A 14,983-nucleotide genomic window follows, 5' to 3' on the forward strand; every position below is an offset into this window, starting at 1 on the left:
ATTGACCTACCTTTCGGATAAAAAAGCGACTGATATCAGTCGCTTTTTATATTTAAACTAAATATGAATCCCCAAATCATCTGCTACTTCAGCAGTATCCATGATTGCTTCACCAAACGTTGGATGTGGATGAATGGTTAACGCAATATCCTCTGCGGTCACCCCGTTCTCAATTGCCAATGTTAACTCTGATATTAAATCAGATGCGCTTGGTCCGACAATTTGTCCACCTAAAACTGCCCCAGTTTGCTTATCAGTGATTAAGCGAATAAAGCCGACACTCGCATCCATTGCAAGCGCTCGACCATTGGCTGCAAATGGAAACTTACTGATTTTAGCATCAATCTTTTTATCGATAACCGTTTCTGGTGTTTCACCAGTTGTTGCTAACTCATAGTGAGTATATGCAACTGCTGGCAAAGCATAGTGATCATCGTATGCATGTGGTGCCCCACTAATTGACGCAGCAGCGATTTTGGCTTCAAAGCTAGCTTTGTGCGCCAAAGCTGGTCCAGGTACGACATCCCCAATCGCGTAAATATGCTTGACTTGTGTTTGCATCGCTTGATTAACTTCAATCAAACCATTATCTAACAATTGGATATCGGTATTATTGAGGCCTAGCGTATCCGTATTTGCCCGACGACCAACTGCCACGAGCAAATAATCACCCGTCACTGTCTGTGTTTGACCTGCCATCTCAAAAGTAACTGTCACTTCATCATCTGTTTGCGTGGCAGATGTTGCAGTTGCAGATGTATAAATTTCCCCACCATGGGCCTTGAAATCGTCAATGACTGGTTTGGTCATTTCAGAATCGAATCCATTTAAAATATGATCAAGACCTTCAATAATGGTCACTTGAGCTCCCAAATTTGCATAGGCACTCCCTAACTCAGAACCAATGACACCGCCGCCCAATACAATCAAACGCTTTGGAATCTCCGGTAATGACAAAGCACCTGTTGAATCAACAATGCGTCCGCCAAATTTAAATTTTGAAATTTCAACTGGCCTTGAACCAGTAGCAATGATAGCATTATTAAACTGTAATAATTGATGCCCATCACTTTGAACAACATTTAATGTCTCATTATCATTAAAGGTCGCCTCACCTTGAATCACTGTCACATGATGTTTCTTTAGCAGCATTGCCACCCCGCCAGTTAACTTTTCAACGACCTGATGTTGCTTCCAATCTTGCGTTTGTTGCCAATCAAGTGAGCCAGTCATTGTCAATCCATAAGGATTTTTTTCCTGTGTAGCCCGAAAATGATGCCCAACATTAATCAGCGCTTTTGACGGAATGCAGCCAACATTTAAACAAACACCACCAATCTGGTCACGCTCAATTAAAGTTACTTTTTGTCCCAATTCAGCCGCACGGATAGCGGCGACATACCCACCGGGACCCGAACCAATAATAACCGTATCTATTTCTGTTGCTTGTGCACCAACGACCATTTTAAACCTCCATCAGCATTAACGCTGGATCTGATAACAATCGCTTAAGATAATTCATCGCCGTTTGACCTAACATACCATCAATCAATCGATGATCATAGCTTAGCGATAATTTGATATTTTGACCAACTGCTAACTCCCCTGATTCATTCACAATTGGCTCTTTAACAATCGATCCCAAACCAAGAATAGCCACTTCATTCCCATTAATAATTGGTGTAAACCAATTTCCTCGTGCAGAACCTAAATTGGAAATGGTAATAGTTGCCCCTTGCATTTGGGCAGGCTTAATTGTTCCAGCTCGGACTTGCTGTGCTAACGTTTCGATTTCTTTGGCAATTGTTAAAATCGACTTTGTTTCTGTATGCATAATAACTGGTACGTACAAACCTTGCGGTGCACTAACCGCAATTCCCACATTGACCGTATCATGATACTCGATTTCACCAGCCTGCGTGTCAACTGTTGCATTGATATCGGCATACTTTTGTGCAGTCGCAGTCAAAGCTTTGACGGCATAAGCCAAATAAGTCAAATGAATGCCTTCATCTTTTGCCATCTCTTTAAACGATGTCCGATGCGCCACTAATTTCGAAACTTCAACTTGATCAAAATTAGTCACAGCTGGAATCGTTGTTTGTTGTGCCATTGCTTTAGCAATCGCTTTACGCACACCTGTCATTGGTTCACGACCCACATGCTTATCATTTGTTTCAGCTGCTACTTGTGGTGCTACAGCCATTGACGTTGAAACGTTAATCGGCTCCGCATCTGGCACTGGTTGACTCATTTGTACTTGCTGGTCTTGATTGTGTGTCACATTTTGGACATCAGCCAAAGTAATATGACCGTGCCGACCAGTTGGTGTCACCTGTGATAGATCGATCTGATGATCATTGGCAAAATGCCGAACTGATGGCATCGCTAACACATGCCCATTTGCGGTTATAGGGGCACGCTCTGTCTCAACAACTTGTTTAACCGGTTCTTTTTGTGCAGTGTTAGTTTTGATTGACGCTGATTCTGCGGCCACTTTCGGCGCTGACAATGGTGCTGATTCACTCGAATCACCATCAAATTCAATCAGAGGATCGCCAACTGCGACCGTTGTATTTGGTTCAACATATAACTTGGTGATTTTACCAGCATATGGCGACAGAATTTCTTGCATCAGCTTATCATTTTGCACCTCAGCGACAGGGTCATCGACATTGATCGTATCACCAACCTTAACTAGCCAATTCGTAATATCACCTTCGGCCATACCTTCACCAATATCTGGCATTTTAAAAATTTCAGTCATAATTGATAACCTCCTGCGCCTTTGCAACGACATCATCTGCTTTAACCATCCAGTCATTTTCAGCTTGTGCAAATGGATAAACCGTATCTGGCGCAGCAACACGCCCAATTGGAGCCTTCAAGCTTAAGATGAACCGTTCTGCTATTTCTGCCATGATTGTCGCAGAAATACCAGCCATACGCTGTGCTTCTTGTACAACGACAACCCGGCCTGTTTTTTCAACTGATTTCCCGATTGTGTCTAAATCAATTGGCGAAACTGTCCGTAAATCAATCACTTCAGCATCAATCCCATTCTTTGCTAATTCGTCAGCTGCTTTAATCACCAATGGCACAGCACCACCATACGAAATTAAGGTGATATCCTGTCCTTCTCGAACAACTGTTGCCTGATCTAATGGCGTTGTATAGTAACCTTCTGGTACTTCACCCTTCATCGATCGATACAGGTGAATATTCTCTAAGAAGACCACTGGATCATTTGACTCAACCGCACTCAAGAGTAAACCTTTGGCATCAGCTGGGTTAGATGGCATAACTACCCGTAGACCCGGTACCTGCGCAACTAAACCTTCCAGGTTGTCAGCGTGCATCTCAGGTGTCTTAGTTCCACCACCATAAGGTGAACGAACAACGATTGGCATTTGTCGCGTATTATTGAAACGGAAACGATTACGTGCCATTTGACCAGCAATTGAATCCATGACTTCAAATAAGAAACCAAAAAATTGAATTTCCATAATTGGTCGATAATTTTGTGTTGTCAGCCCAATCGCCAGCCCACCAATACCTGATTCAGCTAATGGCGTATTAAAGACGCGTTCCTCGCCATATTTGGCTTGCAAACCATCAGTTGCTCGGAAAACACCACCATTTTTACCAACGTCTTCACCAAAGATTAAGGTACTATCATCTTTTTCTAAGGACAAATCAAGTGCTTCTTGAATTGCTGCAATATATGTTTTTTCAGCCATTTTACTTTCCCTCGCTTTCAAACTTTGCAATTTGTTCTTGCATCACTTGACCTGGTACTTCAAGCGTATGCTTCAAGAAGTCAGAGATTTTTTGTTTCTCCACACCATCTGCAATTTTAATTTGTTCATCAATTAAGGTATTCGTCTCATCAATATATGCCGACTCTAATGTCTCATTCCAAATCCCCTTATTTGTTAAGAAGGTCCGCATCCGAATCAATGGCTCTTTCTTCCACCAATCGTCAATATCTGCTTGTTGCCGATAACGAAGTGGATCATCACCCGCTGTTGAGTGTGGTTCCAATCGATCAGTCATCGTTTCAATCAAGACAGGTCCATTACCTGCAACTGACCAGGCACGTGCCTGTTTAGCTGCAAGATACATTGCAATTGGGTCATTCCCGTCAACGACGAGACTTGGTAGTCCTGCAGACCAGCCCTTAGCCGCCAAATGTGGCGCTGCAGTTTGTAATGTGCGTGGCGTTGAAATAGCAAAGCCATTATTTTGCACGAAGAAAACAGCGTTCGCCTTATAAGCTGAAGCAAAATTAATGCCTTCATAGAAATCACCCTGCGATGTCCCACCATCACCAGTATAAGCATATGCCACCGCATCTTTATGCCGCTTTTTTAATCCCAGTGCAACTCCGGCTGCTTCGACATACTGAGCGCCAATGATAATCTGTGGGAACCAAGAATTAACCGGCTTATCATCCTCAGTCGTATACTCATTACCTTTAGCATGCCCACGTGACCATAAAATGGCTTTCCAAATTGGCCAACCTTTAGCAACAATTTGTGGAATATCACGATACCCAGGGAACAACCAATCATCATCTTTGAAGGCATACGAAGATGCCATTTGTGATGCTTCTTGCCCGGCCGTTGGAGCGAAAAATCCGAAACGTCCTTGCTTTGCAAGTTTGGTTGATCGAATATCTAGTTGTCGACTCCAAAGCATTCGCTTCATGATATTAATTAAATCATCATCAGCCAACTCAGCTCGAGATAATGCATCTTCATCAATGATTTCACCCGCATTATTTAAAACTTGCAACATTGGAAATTGATCATCTTGAGCCTGAACTTGATAATCAAAGTCTAAAATTTTTTGGTTTAATTCAATAATATTTGCCATATTTGGCTCCTTTCTAATCATTACCATCACCGGTAAACAACGATGCCATTTCATCATTAGTAATCCCACCAAAATACTGACCATCTTGATGATTGGTTAATATTTTAGCAATCGTCTGTGGTTCAAATGGTTGGTCTAAGAAATCTTTTTCAATTTCTCGCCAATCACGAACCCCCAAAAAATCACCCGTAAAATTGATTGCTTGGATTTTACCATGTGCAATATTCGCTTGGACATCTACGCTACCGCCCTGAAATTTTGCATGATTCTCAAAATCAAAGGTTGGACTTCGACCATAATTCCAATCCCACGTTGCGAATCGTTCATCGCGCCAACGCTTAATATCGGCTAATTGCGCATCACTCAAATGGTATTCGCCATCTTGCCCTTTATTAGTCAAATAATATTTCAGAGCATTGATAAAATCATCAAGTGTTTGCGACTGGTCAACATAATCTTTAATGTTACCCACGCGAGCCCGAACAGATTTTACCGCTTTGGAGATAAATTTTTCATCAGCAACATTTAATGCCCGAACCATGGCCTCCACATCGGTATCCCACAACAATGTGCCATGGTGCATGAGGTAGCCACCTGCATAACGTTGCGCATTACCTGATACTTTTTTGCCATCTATTTCTAGATCATTACGACCAGACAACTGCGCATCTATTCCCAGCGAATGTAATGCATCATACATTGGCTGTACAAACTGTTTAAAGTTAACTTGACCACTCTGCTCAACTGGAACAAAAAATGTGAAACAAACATTTCCTAAATCATGATAGACGGCACCGCCACCGGACATCCGTCGCACAACCTGAATGTCAGATTGCTCAATATAGTCATGATTAATTTCACCAAATGTATTCTGATTTTGCCCAATAATCACCGCTCTTTTATTCTGCCAGAGTGCAAAAACTGGTTCACGCGGTTTCAGGTTGTACAACAACCAACTATCCATCGCGATATTCATATAGGCATCAGTACCCAAATAATTAATAAATCGCATCACGTCACCTGCTTCATCATTTCAACATGTAAGTCAATTATGTAAGCGCTTACTTTATCTATACATTTAGTATACCACTTTTATAACGTCTGAAATCATGATTCTATTTTTTCGTTGCAAAGAAAAAAGATTAACGTCAATCGTTAATCTTTCCATGGCATCACTATTAAACTTACATGCCCTTCTAGCGTATCTTACGCATTTAATTTGAATGCTGGTGCGTAAACCAATTTGCCATTTGTTTGAGCCAAGTCAACTAAAGGCTTAACCATAAAATAATCATCAGGTACCGGCATTGGTGCGGTAATGTTGAATTGGCTTGCTGTTTGATAACCAAATACTTGATAGTATGCTGGTTCACCTAGGATACTGATAAAAGCAAATTTTTTATCAGCAGCCAATTGTTCAGCTGCACGCAATAATTCACCCCCAATCCCTTGGTGTTGATATTCAGGCAATACTGATAACGGTGCTAAAACCAGACCTGTCGTCTGACCAACACTAGCCTCACTCAACATCACATGGCCAACGACCTTGGCTGCTTGTTGCCATACCAATTCAAAAATTTTATTTTTTTGATCCTGCCGCAAATCAAATACAAGCTCATTTTCACCCTGATACCCATATTTTGATTGTGCAAATGCCATTTGGATCGTTGTTTGAACCTCTGTTGCCATCTGCTTTTTATAAGTTGTTATTCCCATTTAATACCTCTATTATTCCGACATTATGTTTTAATTTTGACCGTCAATAATAGCAAATTCAAAATCAAAGCACATATGTTTGAAGTGCTTGTGCAACACCAGAATGATTATTGTCCGCAGTTGTAAAATGAGCTGCTGCTTTAATCCGTTCAATCGCGTTACCCATCGCAATACTGGTTCCAGCTACCTCAATCATCGATAAGTCATTCTCTTGATCACCAATAGCCATTGTTTGTGTCATTTCAACGCCTAACTCATTTGCTAAGGCTATTAATGCATTTCCCTTTGATGCAGCTTGATTAATAAATTCTAAGTTATTAGCCGTCGATCGAATAACTGATACGGCATTCATTATACTGTCTGGCACTAATGCCTGTACCCGGTCTAATTCGGCTGACTCAGCATTGGCGATTCCTTTTGTAATTTCAACATGTTTTAATGCCGTTTCATCATCCAATACTCGAAGGGGTAAGTTAACCAACGAGTTTTCAAAACTTGCCCATGGATGTACAAGATGGTTAGTTGTATATGCCATTGATTGACTCTCCACCTGAATATATGTCGCTTGTTCACGCATAAATTGGTTGATTAATTGCCACTCGTCAAATGCTAACGGTGCTGAAAACAAAATTTTTGAGCCGTCTGCTGTTTGCATCAAGCCACCATTATGGGTGATGACATATTGATCAGCACCTTTAATATTTAATTCATCTAAGATTGGTTGAACACCAGGCAATGGTCGTCCCGTTGTAATAACAATTTTGACATCTTGTGCAATTGCTTGTTGAATCGCATCCTTAACGTCTTTTGTAATTTCATGGTTATCATTTAATAATGTACCATCAATGTCAATTGATACAATTTTAATATCACTCATAACTACTCTTCCTATTCTTTGTCTCCTACTATTATAGCAAGTTTGCAAATAAAAAGGGCCAAACTCTGTTTAGCCCCAATTATGAATCGTTTATCTTATAAATGACCAAGATTTGAAATCATGACTCCACCAATGACAACGAGTACGGCACCAATTGCGGCAAATACCAACTGTCGCTTAGATTTTTTCTCACCAAGAATATAAATACCACCAAACACGCCAACGACAATTCCCATTTGTGACAATGTAGTTGCGACTGCTTGACCAATTTGTGGATTAGCGGCCGAAATAAACATAAAGACATTTCCTGTCGCCCAAACCAAGCCGGTCACAATGTTACGCCAAGTCCATTTTTGGAACATTATATCTTTTTCTTTCAAAAAGAACACAACAATAATCAATGCACCTAAAACTTGTCCAATCGATTGTGGTCCAACAATCGATGTCATATAGTATAGCCCCGTATCATTTGGTGCTGCATGGACTGCATTTGAAATGTAACCAATTTTATGCAACAAATTAGGAAATACGAAATACATCATATACCCTAACGTTGAAATCGCAATCGCAAACATACCTGCACCAAAATTATAATTTGGATTCATATTTTTAGTGCCATGCGCATCTGGCAACGAAGTTAAGATAGCCCCAACCACCACTGAAATAATTGCTAATGAACCAAATAACCACATCTTACCTGTACGCCATTCGCCAAGGACTGCTGCAGCCATTAAAGCGTTCGTAATGATTTGGCCAGCCGTAGACAAAGGATTCCCAACTGAAACACCGACCTTTTTAAAGCCAATAAATTGGCCAGCGGTCCCCACAGCCCAGAATAAACCTGAGATGAAGCCAACCAACCAAATTCTTGGATTAAAGGCGAAATCTGCGCCCGCCATTGGTAAAACATATAAGAACATTGTGCCTAATCCAAAAATTAGAGCACCAAAAGTCATCCCTAACGTTCCCTGTCCGGCAGACCCGCCCATTTTCGTTGTAACAATCCCGGTAGCTCCCCATGCGAGCGCTGGAATCAGCGCAATTAAAATTGATAAATGCATTGTAAGTCCCTCAAATTTTTCTAAAATATGCGTGGTTATCTCCACTTGTAAAAGTTTACCATAAAATGTAAGCGTTTACGTAAAAATGTTCCGAATTTTATTATTTTTATTTATTCAATTCAATCGTTATATTATGCGCAAACTATGGTAACAAAAAAACGAGTACAGCATCGTACTCGTTTTCGTAAGCGTTATTAGCTGTTAATCTTCCATTTGGAAAATTGAACCCTAACTAAAGAATAATCTAATTCTCTCGCTCAATTGACCCATTAATTACTTAACGGCGTCCTTCAATCCCTTACCAGGCTTGAAAGCTGGAATCTTTGATGCTGGGATATCAATTTCTTCGTTAGTTTGTGGGTTACGACCCTTACGAGCAGCACGTGTACGTACTTCGAAAGTTCCGAAACCGATCAATTGAACCTTTTCTCCAGCAGTCAATTCTTCTTGAATCGCTGCGAAAGTTGCATCAACTGCAGTAGTTGCATCCTTCTTTGAGAAACCTGCTTCTGCTACCTTGTTGATCAAGTCTTGCTTGTTAGCCATTAGACTATCCTCCTGATTTGTGAAAATCACATTTTAATTCCATAAAGTAAAATACTTTATGTCGTAATTAAATTTATCATAATTTAAAACTTATAACAAGCCTTTTTATATTAAAAATGCCGTTATACTGCGTTTTGTAACCGATTTTATCAAATAAAACGCTATTTTTCTGTACTTTCCCTACTTTTTGTATGAAAATGCAAAAAAATTACGTCCGTGCACGTTTAATCAAGTGTACTGGTGTGCCTGTAAAATCAAATGCCTTTCGAATCTGGTTTTCAAGGAAACGCTCATATGAGAAATGCATTAACTCAGGTTCATTGACAAACACAACAAAGGTCGGTGGTTGAATTGAAACCTGCGTCGCATAATACACACGTAGCCGTTTACCATTTCGATTAGGCGCCGGATTCAACGCAAGTGCATCCATAATCACTTCATTTAGCGTTGATGATTGAATGCGACGTTGATGGTTTTCGTTAACCTGTTTGATGATGGCAGGCAATTTGTTCAACCGTTGTTTTGTCAAAGCTGAGACAAAAATAATTGGGGCATAAGCTAAATATTGGAATTCAGTTCGAATCATCTCTTCAAAAGCGCTCATCGTATGATCATCTTTTTCAAGTGTGTCCCATTTATTGACAACAATAATGACTGCCCGCCCTGCCTCATGCGCATAACCTGCGACGTGTTTATCTTGTTCTCGGATACCTTCTTCAGCATTTAAGACCATCAAAACAACATTTGAGTCATCAATCGCACGCATGGCACGCATAACCGAATACTTCTCTGTATTCTCATACACCTTACCACGTTTCCGAATACCGGCTGTATCCACCATTGTAAATTCATCGCCTTCAGCCGTTGTAAACTTCGTGTCAATTGCATCTCGCGTTGTACCCGCAATATCTGAAACAATCACGCGATTTTCACCAAGTAAGGCGTTCACCAATGATGACTTACCAACATTGGGCCGTCCGATAAATGAAAAACGAATCGTTTCATCATCAGTTGCACCCGTATCTTCTGGAAAGTGCTTAACGATTTCATCTAATAAGTCACCTAACCCTGTACCGTGCGACCCAGAAATTGGGAAAGGTTCTCCCAGTCCGAGGGCGTAGAAATCAAAAATGTCGTTGCGCATCTCAAAATTATCAACTTTATTAACCGCAAGTACCACCGGTTTATTTGTTTTATACAATATTTTTGCGACTTGTTCGTCAGCATCAGTCAGCCCTTCACGACCAGAAACCATAAAAACAATGACATCCGCTTCATCCATCGCAATTTCAGCTTGTTGCTTGATTTCAGTCATAAATGGCTCATTACTCATTTCAATTCCACCAGTATCAATTAGACGGAATTCTTGAGTCAGCCACTCAGCACGCGTATAAATCCGATCACGCGTCACACCGGGTGTATCTTCAACAATCGAAATACGATCACCTGCAATACGATTAAAAATTGTCGACTTCCCAACGTTCGGACGTCCGACAATGGCTACCACTGGATAGGCCATAGCTACCTCTTTTCTAATACTCTTATCTACTATTAACGTACTAATTCATGTTAATATTATAACATTTTCGAAGCCAAAGAATTGATTTGTCGTCAGAAAATGAAAGAAGAGGTAGAACCATGAAAGTTCTACCTCTTCATTAGTAATTCAATTGATTTTAATCAAAATCCTTCAAATTAAACAAATCACCCAAAGTTGCATTACCTTCTTCTTCAGAAGTTGAGTAATTCATTGGGGCAGATTCGCGTTGGTTATTGCGACGACCACCGTTGTTGTTATTGTTGTTACGACGTGGACGACGCTCACCATCGTTGTTACCACCTTCACGTGCAGGTGCTTCAGTCAAAGCCTTAATTGACAATGACAAACGTTGCTTATCAGGGTTAACTTCAAGTACCTTCACTTGAACCTTATCTCCAGCCTTCAAAACGTCTGATGGGTTGTCAACGTGTTGGTGTGAGATTTGAGATACGTGAACCAAACCTTCAACGCCAGGGAACACTTCAACGAATGCACCGAAGTCAACAACACGCTTAACTGTTCCTTCCAGAACAGTTCCTTCAGGTGCCTTTTCAGCAGCAGCTTCCCAAGGTCCTGGTTGCGTTGCCTTAATTGACAATGAGATACGTTCCTTTTCAGCATCTAATCCCAATACCTTCACCTTAACGTCTTCACCAACAGACAATACATCTGATGGTTGAGAAACACGTTCATGTGAAATTTCTGAAACGTGAACCAATCCGTCAACACCACCAAGGTCGATAAAGGCACCAAAGTTAGTCATACGAGCAACTTTACCTTCAACAACATCACCAACATTCAATTCTTCGAAGACACGCTTCAAAGCTTCTGAACGTTCAGCATTCAAAACAGCTTTACGTGACAAAATCAAGCGAGATTCTGCTGAATTAATTTCAATAATCTTAGCTTTGATTGTTTGTCCCTTGTATTGGTTCAAATCTTGCACGAAACGATTCTCAATCATTGAGGCAGGAACGAATCCACGAACACCCGCAACGTCAACAACCAAACCACCCTTTACAACTTGAGTAACAGGGGCTTCAACAATGTCATCTTCATTGTACTTGCTTGCGATTTCATCCCATGCACGACGAGCTTCTAATTGGCGCTTTGAAAGAATCCATGAGTACCCTTCTTTTTCAGAAGTAATTGGCATCTTCACGACTGCTTCAATAACATCACCAACCTTGACCAATTCATTGACGTCAGCGTCACGATCAGCAGTTAATTCACGGGCTGGAATGACACCTTCAACACCGGCACCATCAATTCCAACTACAACTTGACGTGCATCATCAATAGCCAAGACTTCACCCTTAACAACATCTCCAACTTTAACGTCTGGTTGTGCATCTAGGGCAGCCAATAGCTCGTTGTTCTCTTCGTTCATTACAATAAATCCTCCTGGTCACACGAATGTGATAATACCATAATTATAAAGTAAAACTTTTCTAATTACTAGTGTTTCGTGTGACATTTTCAACATTAATTTTAACGTTTTCACGTCGATCTACATCACCGCTCAATTTTTTGATTAATTATCTGCTTTGCAGCAGCAACAACTTCTTGAATTGAAAGACCTGTAGTATCTAATTCTACCGCATCTGAAGCCTTTTTTAAAGGACTAATCTCACGATGTGAATCCAAATAGTCACGATGAGCAACTGCTGCTTGAATTTCTTCTAATGTATCCGTCATACCTTTTGTCTGATTTTCAGTAAAACGACGTGCCGCTCGTTCTTCAACTGACGCAATTAAAAATATCTTGACATCTGCATTTGGTAGAACAGTTGTACCAATATCTCGACCATCCATTACGACACCACCCTGTGCAGCAATATCACGTTGTAGTTGAGTCATTGCTTGCCGCACGGCTTCGTATGATGAAATAAGCGACACATTAGCGGTCACAATTGACGATCGGATGTCAGTAGTCACTTCTGTCTCATTTAAAAAGACCTTTTGGACCGGTTCACCGGGTGCAAAAGTAATATCAACTTGTGGCAATAACTGTGTTACTGCTTGCTCATCATTAAGATCAATTTTTGCTCGCAAAGCAGCCAAAGTAACAACACGATACATGGCGCCCGTATCAACATAAATATAACCAAAATCATTTGCCAATATTTTAGCAATTGTTGATTTTCCTGCTGATGCAGGTCCATCAATTGCAATTTGAATTGCGTTCATTTTATCTACCTAACTCTCTTGATTTCAATAAATAATCTTAACATAAAAATCACCTTCAAAACAATTGAAGGTGATTTGCTCATCACTACTTGATTTTTACGTCTTTACCAATCCATGAAGTATAATTATCTGCCGTTAACCCTGGATTTAAATTGTACAAATCAGAAACCGATACATTATGTTCAGCCGCAAAGCCAAACAAAGTTGGTCGACCAGACGGTAATTCTAACTTAACTGTATTTTGAGCGGCTTCAGAAGCTGCTTTTTCTGAATCCGACGCTGCTTTCTCTGAAGCAGCCTTCTCTGAGGCCGCTTTTTCTGACGCTGCCTTTTTAGCTTCATCCTTCTTAGAAGCCGCTTTTTTCGAACTTGAATTATTCTTTTCAACCTTTGATGTTGATGTCGTTGTCGAATTTTCTGATAATGAAGCGACTGCTGTTGTCTGTGCAGGTTTATTCAACTCTTTAAGATAATTAAAGACCGGAATAAATGACAATATCAAAATAATCGTTAGTAACAACCCAACGACAAGACTCACTCGCTTTGTTTTCTTACGATTTGCTGTACGTGAATATTTTTTGACAACATCTTGTTCTTCAAATGATGCATCCCATGGCTTCTCTTGATTTGGATCTTGCTGACTCATTTTAGGGAACCCCCATACTTGTTATTTAGTACTTTAAAGGTATCATAAATAACATTTGAAATAAAATTGTCGCCACATGTCTTTACTTTATATTAAACAGTTGATTCATTTGAAGCTGCCAACCCCTATTTTTTTTATCTATTTGATGTTTCACTTCAGTTTGCGCTAATCCAATCATTGCCGGTTGCCAATCACCATCGCTTGACTCAAATTGCAAGACTTCTCCTGGCACATCTTCATAATGTGTCAAGATAAACCGCCTTAAACCTGTTGATAGCTGCGCATATGTGGCCATTTCATTGATATCTGCTTGTCGACTTTGACGCCGCTGTTCTAATATTGTTGCAATTTGTTGATCAGATTGGCCTTGCTTTTGATAAAAAGCTAACAATTCGTGTTGTTGTTGGGATAACATCTCATTTGTATGCTGATGGTTAATCCAATGACTCAGCACTTGTGTAGACGGAATCGTCGCTGCTAACATGGCATATGCCAACGATTCATCACCAGTTGCATACAACAAAATTGCAACTGCTACTTTGCCATCACGACCCGCTCGACCGAACTCTTGTAAATAAGCCGTTAAATCAGTACTCAAATGATAATGAATCACATAGCGAATATCCCCTTTATCAATCCCCATCCCAAATGCAGAAGTTGCTGTTATCACGTCAACTTGTCCCTGCATAAATTGATGTTGAATACGATATCGGTCGTGTTGATCTAGACCTGCATGATAACTCATGACGGTCAGACCGGTCATTTGTGCCAACCAATGTGCCATTTTTGTTGCCATACGGCGTGACGAAAAATAAATAATACCTGGGCCCTGCAATGCCTTAACTAACGCCAACAGGCGTGCTTGTTTAGCGGCCTCATCAGGTACATGTTCTGTTCTTAAATAGATATTTTCTCGATTAACCGATTGTTGATAATGAAAAAGTGTCGCTTTTGATAAATGAAATGGTTGCAGCATCTCTTTTTGCATCTCAACAGTTGCGGTCGCTGTCAACAAGAGCAATTGTGGTTGCTTTAATGATTGATGTATTTTGGGTAAATTCAAATATTCTGGTCGAAAATCCGGTCCCCAACTCACAATTGTATGTGCTTCATCAACAACTAACAAATTAATCATCACCTTTTGTAGAGCCCTTAAAACTGTTGCCTCACCCAGCATTTCTGGTGAAATAAACAAATAATGATAGCGCGCCAAATTTGATAATACATAGTGTCGTTCAGCATGTGATAAATTTGAGTTAAATGCAATGACTTGCTGTTCACCAGCATAATTTAATCGCACCACCTGATCTTGCATCAGTGATAATAGCGGGCTGACAATAATCACTAATCCTGGCCGAATAGCTCCCATCATCTGATAAATTAAGCTTTTCCCGCCACCCGTTGGTAATACGGCCAAAGTATTTTTCCCAGCAATCAAGGCTTCTAAGATTTCTGCCTGCCCCGTTTTAAATTGATCAAATCCAAAACGGGCATTTAAAATTCGTCGTAAATCATTTTTTTGTGTCATG

Annotated in this window: 14 protein-coding genes; all 14 read right to left on the bottom strand. The window is 40.4% G+C overall.

Annotated elements, in window-relative coordinates:
* Positions 1-57: 57 nt before the first annotated feature.
* The 14 genes from lpdA to H9L19_RS00540 all read right to left on the bottom strand — a co-directional run bounded on the left by lpdA (position 58) and on the right by H9L19_RS00540 (position 14,982).
* Positions 58-1,464, bottom strand: coding sequence for a dihydrolipoyl dehydrogenase (gene lpdA, locus H9L19_RS00475; protein ID WP_187529248.1), 1,407 nt, complete (start codon positions 1,462-1,464; stop codon positions 58-60).
* A gap of 1 nt (position 1,465) precedes the next feature.
* Positions 1,466-2,767: a dihydrolipoamide acetyltransferase family protein gene (locus H9L19_RS00480; RefSeq protein WP_187529249.1), complete on the bottom strand. Its 1,302-nt coding sequence runs from the start codon at positions 2,765-2,767 to the stop codon at positions 1,466-1,468.
* Positions 2,760-3,740 (bottom strand): alpha-ketoacid dehydrogenase subunit beta, encoded by a 981-nt coding sequence (locus tag H9L19_RS00485; protein WP_187529250.1) that lies wholly within the window; start codon positions 3,738-3,740, stop codon positions 2,760-2,762. Before H9L19_RS00485 ends, H9L19_RS00480 begins: the two co-directional genes overlap by 8 nt.
* Before the next feature lies 1 nt (position 3,741).
* Entirely contained in the window at positions 3,742-4,878 is a 1,137-nt protein-coding gene (locus H9L19_RS00490) for a thiamine pyrophosphate-dependent dehydrogenase E1 component subunit alpha (RefSeq protein ID WP_187529251.1), read from the bottom strand.
* A 13-nt stretch (positions 4,879-4,891) separates the two neighbouring features.
* The gene (locus H9L19_RS00495; protein WP_187529252.1) at positions 4,892-5,890 is read right to left on the bottom strand and encodes a lipoate--protein ligase; all 999 of its coding nucleotides are present in this window, start codon (positions 5,888-5,890) and stop codon (positions 4,892-4,894) included.
* A gap of 194 nt (positions 5,891-6,084) precedes the next feature.
* Positions 6,085-6,594 (bottom strand): GNAT family N-acetyltransferase, encoded by a 510-nt coding sequence (locus H9L19_RS00500; protein ID WP_187529253.1) that lies wholly within the window; start codon positions 6,592-6,594, stop codon positions 6,085-6,087.
* Positions 6,595-6,658: 64 nt separating this feature from the next.
* Positions 6,659-7,471 (bottom strand): Cof-type HAD-IIB family hydrolase, encoded by an 813-nt coding sequence (locus H9L19_RS00505; protein WP_187529254.1) that lies wholly within the window; start codon positions 7,469-7,471, stop codon positions 6,659-6,661.
* Positions 7,472-7,566: 95 nt separating this feature from the next.
* Positions 7,567-8,532 carry a GRP family sugar transporter gene (locus tag H9L19_RS00510; protein ID WP_187529255.1) on the bottom strand — a complete coding sequence of 322 codons (966 nt, stop codon included), beginning with the start codon at positions 8,530-8,532 and terminating at the stop codon, positions 7,567-7,569.
* A 273-nt stretch (positions 8,533-8,805) separates the two neighbouring features.
* Positions 8,806-9,078 (bottom strand): HU family DNA-binding protein, encoded by a 273-nt coding sequence (locus H9L19_RS00515; protein ID WP_187529256.1) that lies wholly within the window; start codon positions 9,076-9,078, stop codon positions 8,806-8,808.
* A gap of 208 nt (positions 9,079-9,286) precedes the next feature.
* On the bottom strand, positions 9,287-10,597 hold the full coding sequence (gene der / locus H9L19_RS00520; RefSeq protein WP_187529257.1) for a ribosome biogenesis GTPase Der: 1,311 nt from the start codon (positions 10,595-10,597) through the stop codon (positions 9,287-9,289).
* Positions 10,598-10,754: 157 nt separating this feature from the next.
* Positions 10,755-12,008, bottom strand: a complete 1,254-nt coding sequence (gene rpsA, locus H9L19_RS00525; protein WP_187529258.1) for a 30S ribosomal protein S1 — start codon at positions 12,006-12,008, stop codon at positions 10,755-10,757.
* A gap of 125 nt (positions 12,009-12,133) precedes the next feature.
* Positions 12,134-12,808 (bottom strand): (d)CMP kinase, encoded by a 675-nt coding sequence (gene cmk / locus H9L19_RS00530; protein WP_187529259.1) that lies wholly within the window; start codon positions 12,806-12,808, stop codon positions 12,134-12,136.
* Between the two features lie 85 nt (positions 12,809-12,893).
* Positions 12,894-13,454 carry a LysM peptidoglycan-binding domain-containing protein gene (locus H9L19_RS00535; protein ID WP_187529260.1) on the bottom strand — a complete coding sequence of 187 codons (561 nt, stop codon included), beginning with the start codon at positions 13,452-13,454 and terminating at the stop codon, positions 12,894-12,896.
* An 82-nt stretch (positions 13,455-13,536) separates the two neighbouring features.
* Positions 13,537-14,982, bottom strand: a complete 1,446-nt coding sequence (locus tag H9L19_RS00540; protein ID WP_187529261.1) for a RecQ family ATP-dependent DNA helicase — start codon at positions 14,980-14,982, stop codon at positions 13,537-13,539.
* Between the last annotated feature and the right edge of the window lies 1 nt (position 14,983).

Source organism: Weissella diestrammenae (assembly GCF_014397255.1).
Taxonomy (GTDB): domain Bacteria; phylum Bacillota; class Bacilli; order Lactobacillales; family Lactobacillaceae; genus Weissella; species Weissella diestrammenae.